22 protein-coding genes and 1 pseudogene are annotated in these 26,180 nt (G+C 59.0%); 11 read left to right on the top strand and 12 right to left on the bottom strand.

Features of this window, described 5'->3' with window-relative positions:
* Positions 1 to 182 precede the first annotated feature (182 nt).
* Positions 183 to 1,528, top strand: a pseudogene (locus tag ACR3E2_RS16635) (IS3 family transposase).
* Here the strand turns inward: ACR3E2_RS16635 and ACR3E2_RS16630 are convergent.
* From ACR3E2_RS16630 to ACR3E2_RS16620, 3 genes are all read right to left on the bottom strand, one after another.
* Entirely contained in the window at positions 1,473 to 1,805 is a 333-nt protein-coding gene (locus ACR3E2_RS16630; protein WP_480492801.1) for a hypothetical protein, read from the bottom strand. The pseudogene ACR3E2_RS16635 and the gene ACR3E2_RS16630 overlap by 56 nt on opposite strands.
* A gap of 189 nt (positions 1,806 to 1,994) precedes the next feature.
* On the bottom strand, positions 1,995 to 2,273 hold the full coding sequence (locus ACR3E2_RS16625; protein WP_170723698.1) for a hypothetical protein: 279 nt from the start codon (positions 2,271 to 2,273) through the stop codon (positions 1,995 to 1,997).
* 322 nt (positions 2,274 to 2,595) lie between these two features.
* Positions 2,596 to 4,878 carry an adenosylcobalamin-dependent ribonucleoside-diphosphate reductase gene (locus tag ACR3E2_RS16620; RefSeq protein WP_480484817.1) on the bottom strand — a complete coding sequence of 761 codons (2,283 nt, stop codon included), beginning with the start codon at positions 4,876 to 4,878 and terminating at the stop codon, positions 2,596 to 2,598.
* 114 nt (positions 4,879 to 4,992) lie between these two features.
* Here ACR3E2_RS16620 and ACR3E2_RS16615 point away from each other — a divergent pair, with 114 nt between their 5' ends.
* Entirely contained in the window at positions 4,993 to 5,424 is a 432-nt protein-coding gene (locus tag ACR3E2_RS16615) for a DUF1489 family protein (protein WP_267363648.1), read from the top strand.
* Here ACR3E2_RS16615 and hisG read toward each other — a convergent pair whose 3' ends face one another.
* From hisG to hisS, 3 genes are read right to left on the bottom strand one after another with little or no spacing between them, the layout of a single operon-like run.
* On the bottom strand, positions 5,425 to 6,114 hold the full coding sequence (gene hisG / locus ACR3E2_RS16610) for an ATP phosphoribosyltransferase (RefSeq protein WP_480484818.1): 690 nt from the start codon (positions 6,112 to 6,114) through the stop codon (positions 5,425 to 5,427).
* On the bottom strand, positions 6,111 to 7,199 hold the full coding sequence (locus tag ACR3E2_RS16605) for an ATP phosphoribosyltransferase regulatory subunit (RefSeq protein ID WP_480484819.1): 1,089 nt from the start codon (positions 7,197 to 7,199) through the stop codon (positions 6,111 to 6,113). The genes hisG and ACR3E2_RS16605 overlap by 4 nt, the downstream gene beginning before the upstream one ends.
* A gap of 3 nt (positions 7,200 to 7,202) precedes the next feature.
* Entirely contained in the window at positions 7,203 to 8,690 is a 1,488-nt protein-coding gene (gene hisS / locus ACR3E2_RS16600; protein ID WP_480484820.1) for a histidine--tRNA ligase, read from the bottom strand.
* Between the two features lie 131 nt (positions 8,691 to 8,821).
* Here hisS and ACR3E2_RS16595 point away from each other — a divergent pair, with 131 nt between their 5' ends.
* A complete protein-coding gene (locus ACR3E2_RS16595; RefSeq protein ID WP_480484821.1) occupies positions 8,822 to 9,016 on the top strand; it encodes a SlyX family protein in 195 nt (64 codons plus the stop codon).
* 4 nt (positions 9,017 to 9,020) lie between these two features.
* Here ACR3E2_RS16595 and ACR3E2_RS16590 read toward each other — a convergent pair whose 3' ends face one another.
* From ACR3E2_RS16590 to dnaE, 3 genes are all read right to left on the bottom strand, one after another.
* On the bottom strand, positions 9,021 to 9,392 hold the full coding sequence (locus ACR3E2_RS16590) for a hypothetical protein (protein WP_480484822.1): 372 nt from the start codon (positions 9,390 to 9,392) through the stop codon (positions 9,021 to 9,023).
* 11 nt (positions 9,393 to 9,403) lie between these two features.
* Positions 9,404 to 9,622 carry a YMGG-like glycine zipper-containing protein gene (locus ACR3E2_RS16585; protein WP_480484823.1) on the bottom strand — a complete coding sequence of 73 codons (219 nt, stop codon included), beginning with the start codon at positions 9,620 to 9,622 and terminating at the stop codon, positions 9,404 to 9,406.
* 85 nt (positions 9,623 to 9,707) lie between these two features.
* Positions 9,708 to 13,208 (bottom strand): DNA polymerase III subunit alpha, encoded by a 3,501-nt coding sequence (gene dnaE, locus ACR3E2_RS16580; protein WP_480484824.1) that lies wholly within the window; start codon positions 13,206 to 13,208, stop codon positions 9,708 to 9,710.
* A gap of 345 nt (positions 13,209 to 13,553) precedes the next feature.
* On the opposite strand from dnaE, the gene xdhA reads away from it, so the two are divergent.
* The 7 genes from xdhA (at position 13,554) to ACR3E2_RS16545 (ending at position 22,938) form a co-directional block, all read left to right on the top strand.
* Positions 13,554 to 14,915, top strand: a complete 1,362-nt coding sequence (gene xdhA / locus ACR3E2_RS16575) for a xanthine dehydrogenase small subunit (protein WP_480484825.1) — start codon at positions 13,554 to 13,556, stop codon at positions 14,913 to 14,915.
* Positions 14,912 to 17,314: a xanthine dehydrogenase molybdopterin binding subunit gene (xdhB, locus tag ACR3E2_RS16570; protein WP_480484826.1), complete on the top strand. Its 2,403-nt coding sequence runs from the start codon at positions 14,912 to 14,914 to the stop codon at positions 17,312 to 17,314. The genes xdhA and xdhB overlap by 4 nt, the downstream gene beginning before the upstream one ends.
* Positions 17,314 to 18,249 carry a xanthine dehydrogenase accessory protein XdhC gene (gene xdhC, locus ACR3E2_RS16565; RefSeq protein ID WP_480484827.1) on the top strand — a complete coding sequence of 312 codons (936 nt, stop codon included), beginning with the start codon at positions 17,314 to 17,316 and terminating at the stop codon, positions 18,247 to 18,249. The genes xdhB and xdhC overlap by 1 nt, the downstream gene beginning before the upstream one ends.
* The gene (locus ACR3E2_RS16560; protein WP_480484828.1) at positions 18,246 to 19,763 is read left to right on the top strand and encodes an ABC transporter ATP-binding protein; all 1,518 of its coding nucleotides are present in this window, start codon (positions 18,246 to 18,248) and stop codon (positions 19,761 to 19,763) included. The genes xdhC and ACR3E2_RS16560 overlap by 4 nt, the downstream gene beginning before the upstream one ends.
* A 63-nt stretch (positions 19,764 to 19,826) precedes the next feature.
* Positions 19,827 to 20,909, top strand: a complete 1,083-nt coding sequence (locus ACR3E2_RS16555; RefSeq protein WP_267363631.1) for an ABC transporter permease — start codon at positions 19,827 to 19,829, stop codon at positions 20,907 to 20,909.
* Between the two features lie 2 nt (positions 20,910 to 20,911).
* Positions 20,912 to 21,832: an ABC transporter permease gene (locus tag ACR3E2_RS16550; RefSeq protein ID WP_209598075.1), complete on the top strand. Its 921-nt coding sequence runs from the start codon at positions 20,912 to 20,914 to the stop codon at positions 21,830 to 21,832.
* A gap of 32 nt (positions 21,833 to 21,864) precedes the next feature.
* On the top strand, positions 21,865 to 22,938 hold the full coding sequence (locus ACR3E2_RS16545) for a BMP family ABC transporter substrate-binding protein (protein ID WP_209598076.1): 1,074 nt from the start codon (positions 21,865 to 21,867) through the stop codon (positions 22,936 to 22,938).
* A 120-nt stretch (positions 22,939 to 23,058) separates the two neighbouring features.
* Here the strand turns inward: ACR3E2_RS16545 and ACR3E2_RS16540 are convergent, their stop codons facing one another.
* From ACR3E2_RS16540 to ACR3E2_RS16530, 3 genes are read right to left on the bottom strand one after another with little or no spacing between them, the layout of a single operon-like run.
* Complete coding sequence (locus ACR3E2_RS16540) at positions 23,059 to 23,856, bottom strand: metal ABC transporter permease (protein WP_480484829.1); 798 nt, start codon at positions 23,854 to 23,856, stop codon at positions 23,059 to 23,061.
* On the bottom strand, positions 23,856 to 24,602 hold the full coding sequence (locus ACR3E2_RS16535; RefSeq protein WP_480484830.1) for a metal ABC transporter ATP-binding protein: 747 nt from the start codon (positions 24,600 to 24,602) through the stop codon (positions 23,856 to 23,858). The genes ACR3E2_RS16540 and ACR3E2_RS16535 overlap by 1 nt, the downstream gene beginning before the upstream one ends.
* Before the next feature lie 2 nt (positions 24,603 to 24,604).
* Positions 24,605 to 25,117, bottom strand: a complete 513-nt coding sequence (locus tag ACR3E2_RS16530; RefSeq protein ID WP_480484831.1) for a Fur family transcriptional regulator — start codon at positions 25,115 to 25,117, stop codon at positions 24,605 to 24,607.
* Positions 25,118 to 25,174: 57 nt separating this feature from the next.
* On the opposite strand from ACR3E2_RS16530, the gene ACR3E2_RS16525 reads away from it, so the two are divergent.
* Positions 25,175 to 26,137, top strand: coding sequence for a zinc ABC transporter substrate-binding protein (locus ACR3E2_RS16525; RefSeq protein WP_480484832.1), 963 nt, complete (start codon positions 25,175 to 25,177; stop codon positions 26,135 to 26,137).
* Positions 26,138 to 26,180: the final 43 nt, after the last annotated feature.

The raw sequence follows: 26,180 nt of genomic DNA, 5'->3' as shown, positions 1-26,180 counted from the left end.
AACGCGCAGGAAGAAACGAAACATCGAACGCAGAAGTTGGCCAATGTACTGGCGGCAACATCCGTTACGGCCCGGATCAGGGGGCTCGCTCACACCATGTCCGCCATCAGCACCCATGGAACAGACTAGGTTGATTGCGTAGCGGAGGATTTCAGGCTCATCGTAACCATCAGAGAGTGGAGATGAGAATGAAATCCGGGAAACAGAAAGCGTCAGCAGAGAGAGTTGTCAAAGACATCCGCAGGAAGACACGGCGCCAGCATTCGGCAGAGGAGAAGATCCGTATTGTGTTGGATGGGCTTCGTGGTGAAGACAGCATAGCGGAGCTGTGTCGCCGTGAAGGAATAGCTACGAGCCTGTATTACAGCTGGTCGAAAGAGTTCCTTGAGGCCGGTAAGAAGCGGTTGGCTGGCGATACCGCACGCCAGGCTACCAGCTCTGAGGTGAAGGATTTGAGAGCGGAATCGTCGGCGCTGAGGTAGTCGCCGACCTGACCCTTGAGAACCGGCTGCTCAAAAAAAGCATGTTCGAGGATGGGGGAGACGACGAATGAGATATCCCGCATCCGAAAAGCTTGAGATCATCCGGCTGGTTGACGGTTCGCACCTGCCGATCAAACGCACACTGGAAAAGCTCGGCATTCCCAGAACGACCTTCTACCGCTGGTACGACAGGTATCTGTCTTTCGGCGAGGCCGGGCTTGAGGATCGCCATTCCCGGCCGGTAGGGTTTGGAACCGCATCCCCGACAAGGTGCGCAAGCAGATCGTGGAACTGGCTCTGGAAGAACCCGAGTTATCGCCCCGCGAGCTTGCGGTGCGGTTCACCGACACCAGGCGCTACTTCGTTTCTGAGGCCAGTGTTTACAGGCTTCTGAAGGCACAAGATCTGATCACTAGCCCAGCCTGCATCACCATCAAAGCGGCGGATGAATTCCATGAGAAGACTGTGCGGCCGAACCAGCTTTGGCAGACCGACTTCACCTATCTCAAAGTCATCGGTTGGGGCTGGTTCTACCTGTCTACGATCCTGGATGATTACAGCCGTTACGTTGTCTCTTGGCGCCTTTGCACCACGATGAAAGCTGACGATGTCACAGGAACGCTGGAAGACGCTTTGGCTGCATCAGGTTGTGACAGTGTCACCGTTGCCCACAAGCCCCGGCTGCTCAGCGACAACGGCAGCAGTTACATCTCTGGCGAGTTGGCGAAATGGCTGGATGAGCAGGGTATGGATCATGTTCGGGAGCGCCCAACCATCCGCAGACCCAGGGCAAGATTGAGCGATGGCATCAGACGATGAAGAACCGTGTCCTGCTGGAAAACTACTATCTGCCAGGAGCGCTCGAACAGGCCATCGGCGACTTCATCAATCACTACAACCACAACCGATACCACGAGAGCATCAGCAATCTGACACCCGCCGATGTCTATTTCGGTCGAGCCGAAACAATCCTCAGACGCAGAAAGGAAATCAAACACCAGACAATCCAGAAACGCCGCTTGCTGCATCATCAGAACGCGGCGTAGATTGAAACTGCGGCGAGCCTGATCCTCCTAAGCCAATCAAACGCTCGTGTTCCAAATCATTCGATGACGGACAGTTGTCTGCAAAGTATGTTGCCAAACTTTCTAGAGAGTGCTTTTCAAAGGTATCTGCTTCTAAAATTTCAAGTTCAAGTGTCGGCAACAACCCGTGTGAGGCACCTGAGCCGATAAGAAAGTTCAGGTTTTTGTCGTAAATGTCGCTTCTATTAATTTTAGTCACATTCAAACTCCGCAGCAAATGTCGCAGTGATACTTTCATGCTGCACTGCCCACAAGTAAAAGCTGTCTGTTGGTTGGCCTTTCGCGTCGACCGTTCTAACGTTTTGTTTTGGCATCGACATACGGAATCTTCGACCACGCCACAGAGCGTCACACTGAACCGAGAACTGGTTTACTTGATTGTGTGAACGTCAGATTGGTCTACACGCCAGTTTCACGCCTTCCGGCCTCATTCGTCTTGTAGCTCAGAGCCCGCTTCGGGGCGGAGAAGTACAGACAATACTCGGCGGTGAATACGATCTAGATCGTAATCGGTTAGTTCTAATCCCTCAGTCATCCGCGCTTTGAATGATTGAAAGTCTCCGCGAGTAATCTCGTCACGGTTTTTGTCGTCTCCGGCGAGTTGCTGCGCGAGTTTTTCCTTTCGGAAGTCCAGCAGAAAACGGGAAAATCGAGCGTTCAATTCGGAGTACTGAGGGGACTCCTCGATAGGCGATTTGTTTTTCATCAATTCGGTATCCGATAGCCATGGAACTGCCCGAGCGGTTTTGCTGGGCAAGTACAACATTCTGGTCAGCTTTTGCGTGTGACGCGTATGAGACGATTTGGTTCCATGGCCACAGTCTTGAGATTTTCTGGTCTTGGTCAATAGCGCGAATGTTATCGACGGTCGCCTAACGCAGAACAATCTCAGAACTCTACAGGAATCTTTTTTATTTTATTTCAAAGTCTTAAGAATCTGCGGGCATTAAAGACCGTTCAAATGGGCGCAAAAATCAACCTTATGGGCTATTTATGCCCACCCACACAATTTGTGCAGCGCTTCATACCTATCCGCATTTGGAATGACCGCAGCTGCGGCAGGTCATGCAGCCTTCGATCATGACCATGTCGTACTGACCGCAGGACGGGCAGGCTTTGCCACGTGGCGCGTCCAGGTTCACCACTTGCGCCTGGGGATCGGATTTCAACCCCATCCCTTCGCCTTCCAGAAAGCCGATGGCGACCATGTGCTGTTCGATCACGCCCCCGATCGCGGCCAGGATCGATGGGATATACTTGCCTTTGACCCACGCCCCGCCGCGCGGGTCGAAAACGGCTTTCAGCTCTTCGACCACAAAGGACACGTCCCCACCCCGACGGAACACGGCCGAGATCATCCGCGTCAGCGCCAGTGTCCAGGCGTAATGTTCCATGTTCTTGGAGTTGATGAACACTTCGAACGGGCGGCGGCGGCCCGAGATGATGATGTCGTTGATGGTCAGATAAATCGCGTGCTCGCTATCGGGCCATTTCAGCTTGTAGGTCGACCCCTCCAGCGATTGCGGGCGATCCAGCGGTTCGGACATGTAGATGACGTCGCCGCCTTCAATTTCATGAGGCGCATTCGCGCTTTCCCCCGGCACCTTGTCATCGCTTTCCGAAACGGTCAGAACCGAGCCGGTCACATCGTTGGGGCGATAGGTCGTGCACCCTTTGCAGCCCTGATCCCAGGCCTGCATGTAGACATCCTTGAATGCGTCAAAGCTGATATCTTCCGGGCAGTTGATGGTCTTGGAGATCGAGCTGTCGATCCATTTCTGCGCTGCCGCCTGCATCTTGACGTGATCCGACGGCGTCAGGGTCTGGGCATTGACGAAATAGTCCGGCAGAGCTGCGTCGCCAAACTTGTCGCGCCACATCTGAACGGCGTAATCCACGACCTCTTCTTCGGTGCGCGAGCCGTCTTTTTGCAGAACCTTGCGGGTGTAGGCATAGGCAAAGACCGGTTCAATCCCTGACGACACGTTCCCGGCATAAAGCGAAATCGTGCCCGTGGGCGCAATCGAGGTCAGCAGAGCGTTGCGGATACCATGTTCGCGGATCGCATCGCGGACGTCGTCATCCATTTGCTGCATCGTGCCGCTGGCCAGATATTTCTCGGCGTCGAACAGGGGGAACGCGCCTTTCTCCTTAGCCAGATCGACCGAGGCCAGATATGCGGCGCGGGCGATTGCGTGCAACCAGCGTTCCGTCTGGCGCGCCGCCTCGTTGGACCCATAGCGCAGGCCCAGCATCAGCAGCGCATCCGCAAGACCCGTCACGCCCAGCCCGATGCGGCGCTTGTCCTGCGCTTCCGCCTCTTGCTCGGCCAGCGGGAATTTCGAGGCGTCCACGACGTTATCCATCATGCGCACGGCTGTCGCGACCAGTTCCTGCAACGCCGGTTCATCCAGATGCGCGGCATCCCCAAATGGTTCGGCAACCAGCCGCGCCAGATTGATCGAGCCCAGCAGGCAAGCCCCGTACGGCGGCAGAGGCTGTTCGCCACAGGGGTTCGTCGCGGCGATGGTTTCAACATAGCTCAGGTTGTTGGCCTGATTGATGCGGTCGATGAAGATCACGCCCGGTTCAGCATAATCATATGTGGCCTGCATGATCTTGTTCCACAGATCGCGCGCCTGAACGGTATGATAGATCTTGCCGTCAAACTGCAACTCCCACGGGCCGTCGGCCTTGACCGCCTCCATGAAGGGATCGGTCACCAGCACCGACATGTTGAACATGCGCAGGCGGGCCGGGTCGGATTTGGCGGTGATGAACTGTTCGATATCAGGGTGATCACAGCGCATGGTGGCCATCATCGCCCCCCGGCGCGAGCCCGCGGACATGATTGTGCGGCACATTGCGTCCCACACATCCATGAAGCTGAGCGGGCCAGAGGCATCTGCCGCCACACCTTTCACATCCGCGCCGCGCGGGCGAATGGTCGAGAAATCATAGCCGATCCCGCCCCCCTGCTGCATGGTCAGCGCGGCCTCTTTCAGCATGTCAAAGATACCGCCCATGCTGTCGGGGATGGTGCCCATAACGAAGCAGTTGAACAGTGTCACCTGCCGCGCGGTGCCTGCGCCAGCAGTGATGCGCCCGGCGGGCAGATATTTGAAATCTTCCAGTGCCTCGTAGAACCTGTCTTCCCAATGATCCGGGTCGTCCTCGACCCGCGCGAGGTCACGGGCGATGCGTCGCCAGCTGTCTTCAACCGTCTGATCGATGGGCGTGCCATCCGCCTGTTTGAAGCGGTATTTCATGTCCCAGATCTGCTCGGCGATGGGGGCGGCAAAGCGGCTCATTGGTGATTCCCTGTGCTGAAAGAGGTATCCAGACTAACACCCACTACACCTTGATGAAAGCCAATCCTGAGCTACAATGGATAGATAGCAAAGGGACGACTCTGTGGGAAAGCTGTGGATAAGTACGTGAACCTCATCAAACTTTCGGTTGGTTCGGAAAGCGTGGACTCTCTGATCGCGTGGCAAGACAGCCGCAAACCGCTTTATGAGGACGGATATCCGCGCCACGTAACCCGCATGTGGCCCAAACGTGATGCCGAGATTCTGAATGGCGGATCAATCTATTGGGTCATCAAGGGTGTCGTACAGTGCCGTCAGCGTATTCTGCGCCTGGACGAGGTGATCGGCGAGGACGGTATCCGCCGCTGCGCCATCGTTCTCGACCCTAACGTACATCGGACCCAGAACGCCTTGAAACGCCCGTTTCAGGGTTGGCGATACCTGAAGCCCGAAGATACACCAGCCGACTTGCCGAAAGGGCGCGCGCAGGATGACACCCTGCCCGATGATCTGAACCGCGCCCTTGCGGATATCGGTGTGCTGTAGTTACCGCAGCCGATCCAGCAATTCCGTCAGAACCGCCTTATCCGCCGCGTCGACCTTTGCAACCCGGCTGCGCCACAACGTGGCCTGCGATTGCAGGATCAGACCGTCCGACAGGATCTTGAGGTGGTTTGCCCGCAGGGTTTCACCTGAGGAGGTGATATCAGCAATTGCCTCGGCTGTTTCGTTCATGACCGTACCTTCGGTCGCCCCCTGGCTGTCGACCAGAGTGTAGTCGGCCACGCCCGCGTCGGTCAGGAACTCCCGCACCAGTCGGTGATATTTGGTGGCGATCCGCAGCCGGTGGCCGTGGGTGTTGCGAAATGCTGCTGCCGCCGCATCGAGATCGTCCAGCGTGTCCACATCGACCCAGCAGGCGGGTGTGGCAATGATCAGATCGGCTTTGCCAAAGCCCAGCTGCGCAATCTCTTCGACCTGCTGTTCCCAGCGTGGCAGCTTCTCATGCACCAGATCGATGCCGGTGACGCCCAGATGAATACGTCCCGACGCAAGTTCGCGCGGAATCTCACCCGCCGACAACAGAACCAGCGAGACGCCGTCAATCCCGTCAACCCTACCCGCATATTCCCTGTCCGAGCCGTTGCGGGACAGCATGATGCCATGTTTTTCGAACCATGAAACGGTCTTTTCCATCAACCGGCCCTTCGAGGGCACGCCCAGTTTCACACTCATTGCGCGGCCTCCTCGATTTCAAGCATCAGGTCCGGGCGGATCACGCCACCGATTGCGGGGATTTCGGCTCCATCGCCCAAGCGGCGCGTCAGCGCATCATAGCGCCCACCGGTGGCGACAGGCGGCAGGTCGGGACGGCCTTCGGCGTAGAACCCAAAGACAAACCCGTCATAATATTCCATTGATGTCCGGCCATAAGACGCTTCGAAATCCAGCCGTGCGACATCGACACCACGCGCCTGCAGGGCTGCGATCCGCGCCTCCAACCGGTCCAGAGCCGGGGTGATCTGCGGCAGATCCACTGCCACATCCCTCAGCTGTTCCAACGCGAAGGGCATGGTTTCACGCACATTCAGCAGCGTTTCCAACCCGGCCAGCTCATTGTCAGAGATCGGCGGCGCAGCGCGATCTTCACGCAGGGCTTTGATCCGGTCGGCAATCTCGGGCCCGCGGCGCTTGCCGATCATCGGAACATCAACCGCCATCGGGTCGTCCGCGTCCAAAAGCGCGTCACGGCCTTCGGGCCCCGGTTTACGCCCTGCAAACCGGTCCAGCAGCGCACGAAACCGGCGCGGCCGCCACAGGTGCCGCATCAGCGCGGCCTTGCGGCGGTCTGTGGTCCGAAGCCCTTCGACAGCCGCGGTTAGGATACCGATATCCCCGGTCGCTGCGCGCAGAGGCAGCCCGCGCAGTTGCATTGCCATCAGCGAAAACACTTCGGCATCGGCACCAGCGGGATCATCGCGGTCAAAAACCTCGTACCCCACCTGAATATATTCGTTCGAACGGTCCGGGTCGTGTTCCTGACGGCGGAACACCTCACCTGAATAGGTATAGCGCGCTGGCTCGGCCCTGTCCCGCATGTGCATCTGAACAACAGGCAGGGTGAAATCCGGGCGCAGCATCTGCTCGCCCCGCAGCGCGTCCGAGGTGACGTAGGCACGGGCGCGGATATCCTCGCCATAGAGGTCCAGCAACATTTCAGCGGGTTGCAGCAGCGGGGTATCCACCACCTGCGCGCCCGCAGCCTCGAACCGGACACGCATCATCGCGGCACGGGCCTGTATCTGGGAACGGTTGGGCATGGGTCAGTCCTGACTGTTCAGAATTTCACGCACTTTCGCGACCAGATCAGCGCGCGATACTTCGAACTGGCTGGGGCGTTCTTTCCATTCCTCCAGCGTGGCGCTTTCGGCGATCTTAGCCCCAAGGATCAGGTCCTTGATCTGCACGATGCCTTTTGCCTTTTCGTCCCCGCCTTCGATCACCGCAACCGGAGAGTTGCGCTTGTCCGCGTATTTCAACTGATTGCCAAAGTTCTTGGGATTGCCCAGATACACCTCGGCCCGGATGCCCGCATTGCGCAGCTCGGCCACCATCGCCTGATAATCGGCCATCCTGTCGCGATCCATGACGGTGACGACCACGGGGCCTTTGGCCTGGGCGCTGATCCGGCCCTTTTCGCGCAGCGCCGCCAGTAACCGATCGACGCCGATGGACACCCCGGTCGCGGGCACTTCCTGCCCGGTGAACCGCTTGACCAGATCGTCATAGCGCCCGCCGCCCGCAACCGAGCCGAATTGCCGCTTGCGGCCTTTCTCGTTGAAGATTTCGAACGTCAGTTCGGCCTCGTAGACCGGACCGGTGTAATAGCCCAGGCCACGGACGACGGAGGGGTCAATGACAATGCGGTCGGGGCCGTAGCCGCCAGCGGAGAGAAGTTCAGCGATCTGTTCCAGTTCAGCAATCCCATCCGCCCCAATCTTGCTGTCACCCACGGCAATGCGGAGGTTGGCCAATGTACCAGCGGTATCGACGGCCTTGGAAGTCAGGAAGGCGATAACCGGGTCTGCCTGATCATCGCTGAGACCAACGCCGTCGATAAACGCGCCCGACGCGTCCAGACGGCCCTTGGTCAGCAACTCGCGCACACCCTGCTCACCCACCTTGTCGAATTTGTCGATGGTGCGAAGAACATTGTCTCGTGCGGCTTGATCATCGCCAAGCCCCATCGCCTCCAGCACACCGTTCAAAACCTTCCGGTTATTCACCCGGATGATGTAGTCACCGCGCGGGATGCCAACCTCTTCCAGCGTGTCGGCCAGCATTGCACAGATCTCGGCATCAGCAGCCATCGAGGCGGTTCCAACCGTATCTGCATCGCATTGATAGAACTGCCGATACCGCCCCGGCCCCGGCTTTTCGTTGCGCCAGACCGGACCCATCGCATAGCGGCGATAAGGCGTCGGCAGGTCGTTGCGGTGCTGGGCGTAAACCCGGGCCAGAGGCGCGGTCAGGTCATAGCGCAGGGCCATCCAGTCGCCATTTCCGCCCTCGTCAAACTCCTGCCACGCAAAGACGCCTTCGTTCGGGCGGTCCACGTCGGGCAGGAACTTGCCCAGCGCCTCGACGGTTTCGACCGCACTGCTCTCAAGCGCGTCAAACCCGTACCGATGATAGACGCCCGCAATCGTCCGCAGCATCTCGGTGCGCTGCGTGACTTCCTCGCCGAAATAGTCACGGAACCCTTTCGGCGTTTCGGCCTTGGGGCGGGGCTGTTTCTTGGGCTTGGCCATGTGGGGCGTCCTTGGGAGTGTACCTGTTCCGCGCGCGGTCTATCCCATGGCCCGCATCTGGGCAAGGCGCGCTTTCTCTGGCCAAGGCGTCACGGGGTCGCTATGTGCAGCCTGAAAGACAGGAGCATTCCATGCAGCATCTGGAAGAACAGATTGCCCATCTGACCCGCACGGTTGACGAATTGAACGCGGTTGTCACCCGGCAACAGGCCGAGATTGACCGGCTGACCCGCCGTGTCGAGATGCTGCTGCACCGTGAGGCCGAGCGCGCACAGGAAGGGTCAGGCGGCGTTGTCCTTGGTGACGAACGCCCGCCACATTACTGAAAGCTTACAGCCCCAGCGTTGATTTCACCGCATCGTCGACGACGCCACCCAGCAGGGCGTTTTCATCCCCGGCGCAGCCGTCTTTCAGAGCCGCCACAAATGTTTCGCGCAGCGCGGCCTTTTCCTCGTCCGAACCGGCATGAGCTTCGAGGTCGATCTGACGGTTATAAAGTGACAACGCCGTCATCTTGCCGACCACGTCCACAATGTATTCTTCATTCCCGTCAGCCTCTTCGATGACCGACGCGCATGTGTGATACATGAGCGGCAGCGCCGCTTGCACCATCTGTTCGGCTTCCTCGTCCGCAAGTGCAAAACCGGGCCCTGTAAGCAGCGCGGCGGTTGTGATCACTTTCATCGCGTTCAAACGCATCATCCCGCCCCCGCTTATTTCGAGTTCGCGCCGATCAGCGCACCAGCAATTGCCCCTGCGGCGGCACCCTTGCCGTCGCCGATCAAGGCCCCGACACCGGCCCCGATCACAGCACCTTTGATCGTGTTCTCTTTCTTCTTGTCGTCCGCAAGCGTGGCTGTCGCCGAAACCAAAACCAGCGATGCCGCCGCCCCCAATACAATCGTTCTGAGATTGAGACCTGCAATCGTCATATCAACGCCCTCCCGTGGCATGATCAGAAGACATATTTGCAAGGTCAGCCTAGCGATGCGCTAACTGTCTGGCAACAAAGCGGTGTCAGATCTCTTCGACGGTCATAACACCTTCCAGCGATTTGATCGCGCCCTTGATCTGGGGATTGATCGGGAACACACGCCCCAAGTCGATTTCGACGTCGCCGGGCAGGCCGGGGTCCAGCAACAGCAGTTGGATCGGGCCGCGGGCCGCACCCTTGGCGGCGGTTGCGGCTTCTTCAAGAACCGTTGCAATCGTTGGCACCGCCCGCGCTTCGTCTACAAAAATGCGCAGTCCCGTCGCCCCGGCTTCGGCCACTACAGAATCCGCTGGTCCAACCGAACGACCCAGCAGCTTGAGCTGATCGGACTCCATCGTCGCCTCGACGGTCAGAACCACCTGAGCGCCGGTTTCCAGAAACTCGCGGCATTTCTCCAGCGTGTCGGAAAACAGCGTGACCTCATAAGCGCCGGTCGGGTCCGAAAGCTGGGCAAAGGCGAACCGGTTGCCCTTGGCCGATTTCCGTTCCTGCCGCCCGGCAACCACTCCGGCCATCTTGGCAATCAGCGGGCCAGAACGGGCTTTCTCGGTCACCTCGTCCAGCGTCAGAACCTGTTTACGCTTCAAGGCCGGCATATAGTCATCCAGCGGATGACCAGAGAGGTAGAAGCCGATGGCCTTGAACTCTTCGCTCAGACGTTCAGCCGGCAGCCAGTCGGGGGTCGGCGACAGGCGTGGTTCGGGCAGGTCATCTCCGGCCTCGCCAAACAGCGACACCTGGTTCGAATTCTTCTGTTCATGGATCGCTGCCGAATACTGCACCAGCGCATCTAGGCTTTCAAACACGCGGCGGCGGTTTCGGTCCAGCTCATCAAAAGCCCCGGCGCGGGCCAGCATCTCAAGCGGGCGTTTGCCCACTTTTTTCAAATCCACGCGGCGGGCGAAATCGAACAGGTTGACAAATGGCTTGTCCGCGCGACCCGCAACGATCAGGTTCATCGCCTCGACACCCACATTCTTGAGCGCGCCCAGCGCATAGACCAGATGTCCGTTATCAACATCGAACGTGGCCTGAGAGCGGTTCACACAAGGTGGAATATACGGCAGTTCCAGCCCTTTTCGGACCTCTTCGAAATAGATCGCCAGCTTGTCGGTCAGATGAATATCGCAATTCATGACACCCGCCATGAATTCGACCGGATGGTTCGCCTTCAACCAGCCGGTTTGATAGCTGACCACCGCATAGGCGGCAGCGTGGGATTTGTTGAAGCCGTAATTGGCGAATTTTTCCAGCAGGTCGAAGACTTCGCTGGCTTTCTTGGCATCCACCCCGTTTTCTGCCGCGCCTTTTTCGAACTTGGGGCGTTCGGCATCCATCGCCTCTTTGATCTTTTTACCCATCGCGCGGCGCAGCAGGTCCGCGCCGCCCAGGCTGTACCCGGCCATAACCTGCGCGATCTGCATCACCTGTTCCTGATAGACGATAATGCCTTGAGTTTCCTCAAGAATGTGGTCGATCAGCGGATGAACGGATGTAATCTCGCGCAGCCCGTTCTTGACCTCGCAATAGGTCGGGATGTTTTCCATCGGGCCGGGGCGGTAGAGCGCCACAAGGGCCACGATATCCTCGATGCAGGTGGGTTTCATGCGCTTGAGCGCGTCCATCATGCCCGAGCTTTCCACCTGGAACACCGCGACCGTCTTGGCCGCTGAATAGAGCTTATACGTCGCCTCGTCATCCAGCGGGATGGCGTTGATCTGGTTCTCGGCCCCCTCGGCAGGTTCGTAAAGCTCGGTGCCATCGGCGGCGATATGCAGCTTCCGTCCGGACTTGAAGATCAGGTCCATCGCGTTCTGGATCACGGTCAGGGTTTTCAGACCCAGAAAGTCGAACTTTACCAGCCCGGCCTGTTCCACCCATTTCATGTTGAATTGGGTCGCAGGCATGTCGGATCGCGGGTCCTGATAGATCGGCACCAGCGCGTCCAGTGGCCGGTCGCCAATCACAACCCCAGCCGCGTGGGTCGAGGCGTTGCGCAGCAGCCCTTCGACCTGCTGGCCGTATGTCAGCAGACGATCCACCACCTCTTCGTTGCGCGCTTCTTCCCGCAGGCGCGGCTCGTCCTTCAGGGCTTTTTCGATGGAAACCGGTTTGACACCTTCCACGGGGATCATCTTAGACAGACGGTCCACCTGCCCGTACGGCATTTGCAGCACCCGCCCGATGTCGCGCACGGCGGCCTTTGACAGCAAGGCACCAAAAGTGATGATCTGCCCCACCTTGTCGCGCCCGTATTTCTGCTGCACGTAACGGATCACCTCTTCTCGGCGATCCATGCAGAAGTCGATATCGAAGTCGGGCATCGAAACCCGTTCGGGATTCAGGAACCGTTCAAACAGCAGGCTATAACGCAGCGGGTCGAGGTCGGTAATTGTCAGCGCATAAGCCACCAGCGAGCCCGCACCCGATCCCCGCCCCGGTCCAACCGGAATATCGTGATCCTTGGCCCATTGGATAAAGTCGGCAACGATCAGGAAGTAACCAGGAAAGCCCATGCCTTCGATGATGCCAAGTTCGAAATCCAACCGCTCCTGATACTCCTCGGGCGTCACCGCATGGGGGATTACCGCCAAACGTTTCTGCAAGCCTTCATTCGCGATGCGGCGCAGTTCAGCGACCTCGTCATCGGCGAATTTCGGCAGGATGGGATCGCGGCGATAAGCCATAAAGGCGCAACGCCGCGCGATCTCGACCGTGTTCTTAATGGCCTCGGGCAGATCAGCGAACAGCGTCACCATTTCCTGCTGCGACTTGAAATAATGCTGCGCGGTCAGGCGGCGGCGACCTTCCTGCTGGTCGACATAAGCCCCTTCGGCGATACAGATCAGCGCATCATGGGCCTCGTGCATATCCGAGGTCGGGAAATAGACGTCATTGGTGGCAACCAGCGGCAGGTTCTTGGCATAGGCCATCTCGATATGGCCGCGCTCGGTCTGGCGTTCGGCCTCGGGTTGGCCGTCTTCACCTGGGTGACGCTGGAGTTCGATATACAGACGATCCGGGAAAATCGCGGCCAACCGATCCACCAGCGCCTCGGCCGCCGGACGTTGCCCCTGTTGCAACAGGCGGCCCACCGGCCCGTCAGGCCCTCCGGACAGGCAGATCAGCCCGTCGGCGCGGTCCGCAAGCTCGTCCAGCGTGACCTGCGGCAACTGCCCGCCCTTGTCCACGTAAAGGCACGTGCTCAGCTTCATCAGGTTCTCGTACCCCGCCTCGGACTGTGCCAGCAGAACAAGCGGCGCGGGCGATTTTTGTTTTTCCCCCGGTTGCGACTGCACATAAGTCAGATCAACCTGACATCCCATGATCGGCTGGACACCAGCCTGACTGGCTGTCACCGAAAATTCCAGCGCCGAAAACATGGAATTCGTGTCAGTCACTGCAACGGCAGGCATCTCCATCTTCTCGCACAGGGCGGGCAGTTTTTTCAGCCGCACAGCGCCTTCCAGAAGGGAATATTCGGTGTGAACACGTAGGTGAATGAATCGGGGGGTACTGCTCATGAACGGCAGGCTACCCTAGCCGCGAGGCATGCAAAAGCCGGAACCTGCGCCGTTGTTTGGCAAAATAATCATTTTCGATTATTCGGATTTTCCAGAAGGTGCTTCGGAAAGCGACATCTTCACTGACAAAAAAACGCTTTAGTTTCAAACAACTGATATTTACACAGGGTGCGCAATTCCACGCCGATTGGCTGTAATGATGCATCATACAGGCAGTTTTTCTTGCCAGATCACGCATGCTGTTTCTAACATCCATTGGCAAGCTATCCGCCCGCCACTCTTTCTACGTCGCATCGAAGGAGGGCACCACCAGGGCGCAACCGGGTAAGGCGACGGGTTTCTCGAATGGACATCACGTTTCTTCTGAACGGAGAGACAGTGGAGCTGACGGACATCGATCCGACAGCCACTCTGCTGGATTGGCTGCGTGAAGATCGTGGCCTGACCGGCACCAAGGAAGGCTGCAACGAAGGCGATTGCGGTGCCTGCACTGTCATGGTGACGGATGCGGGTGGTGCAAAGGCCCTGAACTCGTGCATCCTTTTCTTGCCGCAACTGCATGGCAAGGCGGTTCGAACCGTCGAAGGCGCCAGCAGCCCCGATGGCGAGGTCCATCCGGTTCAGCAGGCCATGGTTGACCTGCACGGTTCGCAATGCGGCTTTTGCACGCCCGGTTTTGTCATGTCGATGGTGGCCGGTCACACCAATGGCGCGACGGATCACGATACACAGCTTGCCGGTAATCTGTGCCGTTGCACGGGTTACGCTCCCATTATTCGCGCAGCCGAAGCGGCCGAGAAACAGCCCGTGCCTGTCTGGGTTAAAGACAAGCCTGTCGCAACGCCCGCCACCTCACCCATGCTGCCGGGCTCGTCCGACGCGCTGGCTGCCGTATATGCCGAGAACCCGAATGCCACTTTGGTTGCGGGCGCAACAGACGTTGGGCTTTGGGTGACCAAGCAACTACGCGATCTTGATCCGGTGATCTTCCTGAACCGCTGTGACGATCTCAAAGAGATCACGATCACCGACGAAGAAATTCGTTTCGGTGCCATGGTCGATATGAACCGTATGGGCGAAGCCTTGGCGGACATTCACCCATCCTATGCAGAAATGATCCGGCGCTATGCCAGTGTTCAGGTCCGTCACGCGGCCACTGTGGGCGGCAACATCGCCAATGGCTCGCCAATCGGAGACAACCCGCCCGCGCTGATTGCATTGGGTGCGACGCTGCACCTGCGCAAAGGTGATGAGCGCCGGTCAGTCCTGCTGGAAGACTTCTTCATCGATTACGGCAAACAGGACCGCGCACCGGGTGAGTTTGTCGAAGCCGTCAGCTTCCTGCGTCAGGCGGACCGGCTGAAATGCTACAAGCTGAGCAAACGGTTCGATCAGGATATCTCGGCGGTGTGCGGATGTTTCAACATTACCATTTCGGACGGACAGGTAGCGGATGCGCGCATCGCGTTTGGCGGTATGGCTGGCATTCCGAAACGGGCAACCCATGTCGAGGCCGCGCTGATCGGCAAACCGTGGGCGCGCGAGGCGATTGACGCCGCTCTACCCGCTTTTGCCGACGATTATTCACCGCTTACGGATATGCGCGCCTCGGCCACGTACAGGCTTGAGACCGCCAAAGCGATGCTGGAACGGTACTTCCTTGAGGATCAGGGCCAAGTGACCAACGTGCTGGAGGTATCGGCATGAGCGTAACCAAACCCCTTCCCCATGACGCGGCACCGCTGCACGTATCCGGTTCCGCCCGGTATGTGGACGACATCCCGACGCCAAAGGGCACATTGCATCTGGCCTTTGGCCTGAGCCCGATCGCCAAGGGTACGATTACCGCGATGGACCTGTCTGCCGTGAAAGCGGCGGCCGGGGTCGTCAAGGTCATGACGGCACAGGACCTGCCCTTTGCCAACGATGTTTCGCCCTCGATCCATGACGAGCCTTTGCTGTCCGACGGGACGGTTCACTATATCGGTCAGCCTGTTTTCCTTGTGGTTGCCACCAGCCATCTGGCCGCCCGCAAGGCGGTTCGGCTGGGCAAGATCGACTATGCCGAGGAAACACCGATCCTGACGGTTGAAGAAGCTCTGGCCGCAAACAGCCGATTTGAAGACGGGCCCCGCATCTATGCCAAGGGCGATGCGGACGCCGCGATTGAAAGCGCCGCCCACGTCATCGACGGAACGTTCGAGATCGGCGGTCAGGAGCATTTCTATCTGGAAGGTCAGGCTGCGCTTGCCGTGCCGAATGAAGGCGGTGACATGCTTGTCCACAGCTCGACCCAGCACCCGACCGAGATACAGCACAAGGTGGCGGACGCTCTGGGCCTGCCCATGCATGCGATCCGCGTCGAAACCCGGCGCATGGGTGGCGGATTCGGCGGCAAGGAAAGCCAGGGGAATGCGCTGGCCGTCGCCTGCGCGGTGGCTGCACGGGCAACCGGCAAAGCCTGCAAGATGCGCTATGACCGCGATGATGACATGATCATCACCGGCAAACGCCACGCCTTCCGGATTTCCTATCGCGCGGGATTTGACGAACAGGGTCACATTCAGGGCGTGTCCTTTCTGCAATACGCAATCTGCGGCTGGGCGCAGGACCTGTCCCTGCCCGTCGCCGACCGTGCGATGCTGCATTCTGACAATGCATACCTGTTGCCCAATGCCCGGATTGAAAGCCATCGGTTGAAGACCAACACGCAGTCAGCCACCGCCTATCGCGGGTTTGGTGGCCCGCAGGGGATGGTTGCCATCGAACGTGTGATGGACCACGCCGCGCATGAACTTGGGCTGGACCCGGTGGAATTGCGCCGTCGCAACTATTACGAGCCCGCGCATAAGGTTGCCGAAGTCCAACCTCACGAAAAACCGCTGGGTCATCCCGACCCGCACGAAGACCTGACCAGCCGTGGCGCGGTGGAAACAGGGACGGCCCCGGTCCGCCCCCTGCCCGCTGGTGGCAACACGACGCCCTACGGCATGGAGGTCAGCGATTTCGAACTGCATGGCATGACCGAAGCGCTGATGAAGTCCAGCAACTATGCCGCGCGCAAAGCGGCCATCGAGAAATGGAATGCCGAAAACAGCGTGATCAAGAAGGGCATCGCCTTTTCTCCGGTCAAGTTCGGTATTTCCTTCACACTGACCCATCTGAACCAAGCCGGTGCGCTGGTGCATGTGTATCAGGATGGTTCGGTCCACCTGAATCATGGTGGCACCGAGATGGGGCAGGGCCTGTTCCAGAAAGTCGCGCAAGTGGCCGCGTCGCGTTTCGGCATCCCGCTTGAGATGGTCAAGATCACCGCCACGGATACAGCCAAAGTGCCGAATACGTCAGCCACGGCGGCGTCTTCGGGCAGCGATCTGAACGGCATGGCAGTGAAAGCGGCTTGCGATACGATCCGCGACCGGATGGCCGATTATCTGGCTGAACGGCATCAGGCCGACCCCTCTGCCGTCACTTTCACGGATGGCCACGTTTCGGTTGGTGAAGAACGGTACACGTTCGCCGAAGCTGCCGCACTGGCCTATCAGGGTCGGATAAGCCTGTCGGCCACTGGCTTCTATAAAACGCCCAAGATCGAATGGGACCGGATCGCGGGGCGTGGTCGCCCGTTTTACTACTTCGCCTATGGCGCTTCGGTCACCGAGGTGGCTGTGGACACATTGACGGGCGAGAACCGCATTCTGCGCACAGATATCCTGCATGACGCGGGCGCTTCGCTGAACCCGGCGCTGGATGTCGGACAGGTCGAAGGCGGTTACGTGCAAGGTGCGGGCTGGCTGACGACCGAGGAACTGGTCTGGGACGGAAACGGCAACCTGCGCACGCATGCGCCCTCAACCTACAAGATCCCGGCCTGTTCCGACCGGCCCGACATATTCAACGTCGCACTTTGGGATGGCGAGAACCGAGAGGACACCATCTATCGCTCGAAAGCCGTGGGGGAACCCCCGTTCATGCTGGGAATATCAGCCTGGCTGGCGCTTTCGAATGCGGTGGCGGCCTGCGGGGATACTTATCCGGCACTCAATGCGCCCGCCACCGCCGAAGAAGTCTGGCGCGGCGTCCAGAGGATGAAGGGAGGCATCTGATGGGATTTGACCTTGAGGCTTTGAGGGAGGCGGTCAAAACCCACGGCAAAGTGGTCCGGGTGGTCATCGCCGGGATCAAAGGGTCGTCTCCACGTGAAGTTGGTGCCGCCATGCTGGTCTGGGACGGCGGGCAAAGCGGCACAATCGGCGGCGGAACACTGGAATACCAGGCGGCACATGCCGCGCGGTTGCAAACCACGCCAACCCGCCTGACGCATCATGCGCTTGGACCCGAGTTGGGGCAATGCTGCGGCGGTGCCGTGTCGCTGCTGAGCGAAGTCTACGACGCAAAAACCGTCAATGATCTGGACGATGCCGTCATCGCGCGCCCGACCAAGGATGGCGCGATGCCCCTGTCGGTCAAGCGAATGCTGGCGACGGCGCGCGGACAGGGGATTGCGCCTGAACCGCAGCTGATTGACGGCTGGATGGTTGAACCCGTTCACAAGCCCACGCGCAATCTGTGGATCTGGGGCGCGGGCCATGTCGGCCGGGCGCTGGTGGATGTGCTGTCCCCGCTTCCTGATCTTGCGATCACCTGGGTGGACACCAGCCGTCAGCGCTTTCCGGCAGCTGTGCCAGTGGGCGTGACAATTGTTCCGGCGGCAAAACCGGCCGAGCTGGTCCGCCACGCCCCATGTGCCGCCGAACATCTTGTGCTGACATACTCGCATAGCCTTGACTTTGAACTGTGCAACAGACTGCTTTTGCACGATTTTGGCTTTGCGGGGCTGATCGGCTCGGCTACGAAATGGGCGCGATTCCGGTCGCGGTTGGCCGCCCTTGGACATCCGCCTGAACGGATAAGCCGGATCACCTGCCCGATCGGTGACCCGTCGATGGGGAAGCATCCGCATATGATCGCCGTGGGCGTCGCTGCACAATTGCTGCGCCCGGCCCTGCAAAACAAGTTGAAGAAGGACCTGAGCGCGTGACCATTCCACTTTTGAGCTTGCAAGGGCTGACCAAAGCCTACCCCGGTGTTGTGGCCAATGATCAGGTGTCCTTTGACATCGGTAAAGGCGAAGTGCACGCGCTGCTGGGTGAAAACGGCGCGGGGAAATCCACGCTGGTAAAAATGATCTATGGGCTTGTGAAGCCGGACAGCGGCACCATGAAACTGCGCGGCAATCCGTTTGCGCCGCCCGAACCCCGCGCGGCCCGTGCGGATGGGATCGCGATGGTGTTCCAGCATTTTTCGCTGTTTGACGCGCTGAACGTGGCCGAGAATATCGCGCTGGGGATGGAGAATCCGCCCCCGATGGGGGATCTGGCATCGCGCATTCGCGAAGTGTCGGAAACTTATGGCCTTCCGCTGGACCCGTTTCGCACGGTTGGGGACCTGTCCGCAGGCGAACGCCAGCGGGTCGAGATCATCCGCTGCCTGTTGCAGGACCCCAAACTGCTGATCATGGACGAACCGACCTCGGTTCTGACCCCGCAGGAGGTCGATATCCTGTTTGAGACGCTGAACAAGCTACGCTCCGAGGGAACTTCGATCCTGTATATCTCGCATAAACTGGAGGAAATCCGAACGCTATGCGACCATGCCACGATCCTGCGGCTGGGCAAGAACGTGGGCGAATGTGTCCCCGCTGAAACCTCGGCGCGTGACATGGCCGAGATGATGGTCGGGTCGACGTTGCAGACGCCTGAACGCTCGGGCCGGGAACTGGGCGAGGTCGCGCTGGATGTCAGTGGGCTGTCAGTCCCCTCGCCTTCGGAATTCGGCACCGCATTGCGCAATGTGCACATGACGGTCCGCAAGGGCGAGGTTCTGGGCATCGGCGGCGTTGCCGGAAACGGGCAGGATGAATTGCTGGGCGTGCTGTCCGGGGAAATCCTGACATCGGCGGATGCAATCAAGTTCAACGGTCAGGCGATCGGCAAGCTCGGCCCGACGGCGCGCCGTAAGCTGGGCGTTCTGACCGCGCCCGAGGAACGGTTAGGCCACGCAGCGGCACCCGACATGAGCCTGACCGAAAACGCTTTGCTGACCGGATCTGTGCGGGAAGGGCTTGAGAAAAATGGCTTCTTGAAATGGACCGAAACTCGGAGTTTTGCCGAAAAGATCATCGAAGCCTTCGACGTTCGCACGCCCGGGCCCGAAAACGCAGCGCGGTCCTTGTCCGGCGGCAATCTGCAGAAATTCGTGATTGGACGCGAAGTGCTGCAAAACCCTGATGTGTTGGTGGTAAACCAGCCGACCTGGGGGGTGGATGCCGCGGCGGCCGCGTCGATCCGGCAAGCCATACTCGATCTTGCGGCGAAAGGCACAGCGGTGATCTGCATCTCGCAGGATCTGGATGAGCTGATGGAAATCTCGGACAGTTTTGCAGCCTTGAACGAAGGCAGACTAAGCGCACCGCGCCCGACAACCGGCCTGACCGTGGATGAGATTGGCCTGATGATGGGCGGCGCCCATGGCATGGAGGTGGCACATGTGTGATCTGCTGGGCCGCCTTCGGCGAGAGTATTTGCGAAAAGATGAAACATCTGGGGGGATGAGCAGATGATTGTGTTGGAGAAACGGCCACAGCCGTCCAGGGCCTGGTCTTACGCGACCCCCCTTGTGGCGGTGCTGGCGACAATGGTGTTTGGCGGGTTGCTGTTTGCCATCTTGGGAAAAAATCCGGTCGAAGCCATCGGTACCATCTTCTGGGAGCCGCTGTTTGGCGAGTTCGCATTCTATTACCGCCCTCAATTGCTGGTCAAAGGCGCGCCCCTAGTGCTGATCGCAATCGGATTGTCGCTGGGTTTTCGGGCCGGTATCTGGAATATCGGGGCCGAAGGACAATACATCATGGGCGCCATATTCGGCGCGGGCGCAGGTCTGGCCTTCTATCCGCTCGACGCCTGGTACATCTTCCCGATCATGGTGGTCGCAGGCGCATTTGGCGGGTGGCTGTGGGCAACGATCCCGGCCTTGCTGAAGGTGCGTTTCGGCACCAACGAAATCCTTGTGTCGCTAATGCTGGTCTACGTGGCCGAGCAGATGCTGGCCTCGGTCTCGCTGGGTCTTCTCAAAAACCCCGAAGGGTTCGGCTTTCCCGGATCGCGCAACCTGCAATCCTATGAAAGCGCGCATAATGCCGAGCTGATTGCCGGTTCCGGGATGCATTGGGGTGTTGTCGCGGCCTTCATCGCGGTGATCTTTGCCTATGTATTGCTGAACCGTCACATGCTGGGCTTCCATATCCGTCTGACGGGTGAGGCCCCCCGCGCGGCAAAGTTTGCAGGTGTGAATCCGGCGCGCCTGATCCTGTTCTGCCTTGGGATTTCGGGCGCTTTGGCCGGGCTGGCCGGTATGTTCGAGGTGTCCGGCCCGTCCGGTCAGATCAGCATCGATTTCAACGTGGGCTATGGCTTTACCGCGATCATCGTCGCGTTTCTGGGCCGCCTGCATCCGGTGGGTATCCTGTTGGCCGGGGGCCTGATGGCGCTGACCTATATTGGCGGCGAAATTGCACAATCGCAGCTGGGTCTGCCTGCCGCTGCCATTCAGGTGTTTCAGGGAATGCTGCTGTTTTTCCTGCTGGCCTTCGATCTTCTGACAAACTTCCGCATCCGTGCGGCGCGTAGCGAGGTGGCGTGATCATGGACCTTGGTCAAATCAATCCCGTTCTTCTGGTTGCCTCGCTTATGGTGGCCGCAACCCCCCTTCTGCTGGCCGCGATCGGAGAGCTTGTCGTGGAAAAGGCAGGCGTTCTGAACCTTGGTGTCGAGGGCATGATGATCGTTGGCGCGATCAGCGGTTTTGCGATCTCGGTCGAAACCGGCTCGCCCTGGCTGGGCTTTGTTGCTGCCGCCATTGGCGGGGCCGTGCTGTCGCTGCTGTTCGTCCTGCTGACACAGTTTGCATTGGCCAACCAGGTTGCAAGCGGCCTTGCGCTGACCCTGTTTGGACTGGGGTTCAGCGCCTTGATGGGGCAAAGCTATGTGGGCGTCAAACCCCCCAGCATGGGCGATATCCACATCCCTTTGATTAGCGATATTCCGGTCATCGGCCCGATCCTGTTTCGGCACGACCCCATCCTGTATCTGGGCATTGCGCTGACCGCTGTGGTCTGGGCCGTCCTGAAATACACCCGCGTCGGGTTGATCCTGCGGGCGGTTGGTGAAAACCACGATGCCGCCCATGCGCTTGGCTACAAGGTTATCAAAATCCGTATCATGGCGATCCTGTTCGGCGGGGCCTGCGCGGGCCTGGGTGGGGCTTACATCAGCCTGATCCGTGTACCGCAATGGACCGAGGGCATGACCGCAGGTGTCGGCTGGATCGCGCTGGCGCTGGTGGTGTTTGCCAGCTGGAAACCATGGCGGGTCCTGCTGGGTGCATATTTGTTCGGCGGCATTACCGTCTTGCAGCTTAATTTGCAGGCAGCGGGCGTTGCCATTCCCGTCGAGTATCTGGCAATGTCACCCTATCTCATCACGATCCTTGTGCTTGTGATCCTTTCGGCCGACAAGAGCAGCGCACCTGCCTCACTGGGCCGGACCTTCCATGCCTCACACTAGAGGCCAACTGAACCAACTTGGGGAGTAACTACATGAAATTCAAATCACTTCTGACAACTGCCGCGATAGCGCTTGGTCTTGCGACCGGCGCAGTGGCGCAAGACAAGACCAAGGTCGGTTTTGTCTATGTCGGCCCTGTCGGCGACGGTGGCTGGACCTATGAACACAACAAAGGCCGTTTGGCGATCGAAGAAGAGTTCGGCGACAAGGTCGAGACTGTATTCGTTGAATCGGTGCCGGAAGGCCCGGACGCCGAACGCGTGATGACACAGATGGCGCTGGAAGGCGCAGATCTGATCTTTACCACCTCATTTGGCTATATGGATCCAACCATCAATGTGGCCAAGAAATTCCCGAACGTGAAGTTCGAGCACGCGACCGGCTACAAGATGGCCGACAACGTCTCGGTCTATTCGGCGCGTTTCTACGAAGGTCGTGCGGTTCAGGGGCATATCGCGGGTAGAATGACCGAATCGAACATCATCGGCTATATCGGGTCTTATCCGATCCCCGAGGTGATCCGCGGTATCAACTCGGCCTATATCCACGCCAAGAAGGCAAACCCGGATGTCCAGTTCAAGATCGTCTGGGCCTATACCTGGTTCGACCCGGCAAAAGAGGCTGACGCCGCCTCGGTTCTGATCGAACAGGGCGCCGACGTGATCCTGCAGCACACTGACTCGACCGCTCCGCAGGCCGCCGCACAAGAGGCGGGTAACGTGATCACCTTCGGTCAGGCTTCGGATATGAGCGAATACGCCCCCAAACCGCGTGTTTCCTCGATCATCGACAACTGGGGACCCTATTACATTGCGCGCACGCGAGCTGTGATGGACGGCACCTGGACCTCGTCCAACACCTGGGACGGTATCGGGCCGGGCATGGTAGAAATCGGTGAGATTTCGGATGCAGTTCCTGCGGACATCAAGGAAGAGGCACTGGCGCTGAAAGCGGCGCTGGCCGATGGCAGCTATCATGCCTTTACCGGACCGCTGAAGAAGCAGGACGGCAGCGACTGGCTGGCCGAGGGCGAAGTGGCCGACGACGGTACGCTGGCTGGCATGAACTTCTATGTTGAAGGGCTGGAAGGCGATATCCCGCAGTAAACGACGCGGGTAGAAATGCATCAAGGCCCGCAGGTTTGCGGGCCTTTTTTCGTGGCGTTTTCGCTTTGGTCACATTACCGGATGACCGGGATGCTACGGCCGCGAAGACCTATGGAACCATTAAGCCCTGTCCTGTGTTCGCCATCCAATCAGGCTAAGGCACGCGAACACGATCGCGGCAACGCAGACGATCGAAGGCCCTGCCGGAGTGTCGAAAACATACGCAGCCCTTAACCCCGTGATGGCTGAAAGCGCGCCTATTCCCGCCGCGATCAAGGCCATCGTTTCTGGTGACCGCGCAAGGTTACGCGCCGCTGCCGCCGGAATGATCAGCATTGCGGCAATCAGCAAAACACCCACAACCTTGATCGCCACCGCCACGGTCACGGCAAGAGACAGGGTCAGGATCAGTTGCTCTCGTCTTGGATCGAATCCGCTGGCGTAAGCCAGTTCTTCGTTCAATGTCGCGGTCAGAAGTTGCGCCCAACGCCAGACAATCAGCGCCACGACAAGCGCCGCACCGCCCCAGATCACGATCAGATCAGAACGGGAGACCGCCAGAATATCCCCAAACAGATACGCCATAAGGTCAATCCGGAGACCGGACAGGAATGAAACTGCAACCAGCCCGAAGGCCAACGCAGAATGTGCCAGAACGCCCAGCAGCGTGTCCATCGCATATCCGCGACCGGCCAAAAGCGAAACGGTCAGCGCCATGACCAAAGCGACAGCCAACGCGCCCGTGAAGATCGACATCTGAAACGTCAGGGACAGGGCCACGCCCAAAATTGCGGCATGTGCGGTTGCATCGCCGAAATACGCCATGCGACGCCATACGACAAAACACCCAAGGGGGGCCGCGGCAAACGCCACGCCAATACCGGCGAGCGTTGCCCGCATCATGAAATCATCCAGCATTATTCCGCCGCTTCCTGTGTACTCGCATCATGGTCATGATCATGATGGTGATCATGTTCATGACGATAAAGGGCAAGCGCACCGCCTGTTCCGGTTCCGAACAAGGCCCGATATTCGGGCGCCGAGGCGACCACAGCCGGCGATCCTTCGCAACAGACATGCCCATTGAGGCATATCACCCGGTCCGACGCACTCATGACCACGTGCAGTTCGTGGCTGATCATCAGAATGGCGCATCCGGTCTCGCGCCGGACAGCCTCGATCTGCTGGTAAAAGCTGGCCGACCCCCGTTGGTCCAACCCCTGTGTCGCTTCGTCCAGCAACAGAATATCCGGGCGGTTGATCAAAGCCCGAGCCAGCAGCACCCGCTGGAACTGTCCACCGGACAGTTGCGACATCTGGCGTTTCAACAGATCCGGCACACCCGCCGATTCAAGCGCCTCGACACATTGCCTGCGCGACACAGGATCGGTCAGACGCATGAACCGTTCGACAGAAATCGGTAGTGTCGGATCGACATGCAGTTTCTGCGGCACATAGCCGATTTTCAATCCGGGCTTCAGTGACACTTGACCGGCACAAGGCCGTGTCGCACCGATAATGGCGCGCAGCAGGCTGGTCTTTCCTGATCCGTTCGGGCCAACGATGGTTACGATTTCACCCGGCTCAATGACCATGTCCACATGATGCAGTACGGTATGCGCGCCATAGCGGACGCTGAGTTTCTCGACAGTGATCAGCGCCATCTTTATGCCTTTTCGGTGCAGTCGGGGCAGAGACCTTCAGCCTCTACAACCGTTCGCTCGATCTCGAAACCCGCCGCGCGCGCGGCAGCGCCAAGAACACCTTTGGACGGGGCAGATTGCGCCTCGGCTACGGCGTCGCATTTTCGGCAGATCATGAAAGCAGGTGAATGCGCCGCACCGGGATGAGAGCAGGCGACAAACGCGTTCAGCCGCTCGATCTTGTGGACAAATCCGTTTTGTACAAGAAACTCCAGCGCCCGATAAGCGACCGGAGGCTGGGACCCGAACCCTTCGTCGCGCAACCGGTCAAGGATTGCATAGGCACCTTGGGCGCGATGTTCGTGCAATAACATCTCAAGAACCTTGCGCCGAACCGGCGTCAGCCGCAGCCCTTCCGCTTTGCACCGGACTTCGGCGGATGTCAGAGCCGTTGCGACGCAGCTCTGGTGGTCATGTTCCTGAAACCCGACCGGAGCCGCGTCTTTGCCAATAACTGGGTGCACATCACTTGTCATGTTATTACATATCATGTATTGCCGCTTGAAATGTTATAAAATCACACAGAGGGCCCGATGTCCAGAACGCTTCTTCTTCCATTATCTATCACAGTTGCACTGCTGGGTGGACCGGCCCGCGCAGATGCGCCAAACGTTGCCGCGGACATTGCCCCGGTTCATTCGCTGGTGGCCCGTGTCATGGCGGGTGTGGGAACACCTGCCCTGATCGTCGCACCGGGTGCCTCGCCGCATGAATACAATCTGCGCCCGTCCGAGGCAGCCGCGTTGCAAAACGCCGATCTGGTGTTCTGGGTAGGAGAAGACCTGACACCCTGGCTGGAAAGTGCGATAGAAACTCTTGCCCAAGGTGCGACCGCCACAGCCCTATTGGACGCAAAGGGTACGGGGCTTCTTGAGTTCCGGGAAGACGCATTGTTTGAGGCGCATGATCACGCGGACGATGCGGGTCACGAAGACCATGACGACCATGGCGATCACGAAGGCCATGATGATCATGACTCTCATGACCCACATGCCTGGCTTTCGCCAACGAATGCCAAAGCCTGGCTGACCCTGATCGCGGATCAACTGTCGTCAGCGGATCCCGACAACGCCGCTGCGTATTTAGCAAATGCCGAAGCGGCGCGCGAAGAAATGAACGTGCTTTCCGCAGAAGTGAAAGAGTTGCTTGAACCGGTTCGCGGCGGCAGCTTCATCGTGTTTCATGATGCCTACCAGTATTTTGAGGTTGCGTTTGGTTTCCCTGCATCGGGCGCGATTTCCCTGAGCGACGCGTCCGACCCAAGCCCCGCGCGAGTTGCCGCCATTCAAGGTCGCATTCACGCCGAAGGCATCAACTGCGTATTGTCTGAACCACAGTTCAATCCGGGCATCGTCGAAACCGTGTTGGATGGAACATCGGCACAATCCGGTGTGATCGATCCACTGGGCTCGGCTCTGGAACCCGGGCCGTCTCTGTACCCGCAAGTCATTCGTAACATGGCGCAAACCCTGTCGGAGTGTTTGAAAACCCGTTGAACCGGGACTGGGATCGGGACGCGGAAACCTGCCGGGGTGCACC

The sequence above is a fragment of the Ruegeria sp. AL7 genome (genome assembly GCF_056536105.1).
Note: the sequence above shows the minus strand (reverse complement) of the source record. Positions and strands in the feature narration are given on the sequence as shown.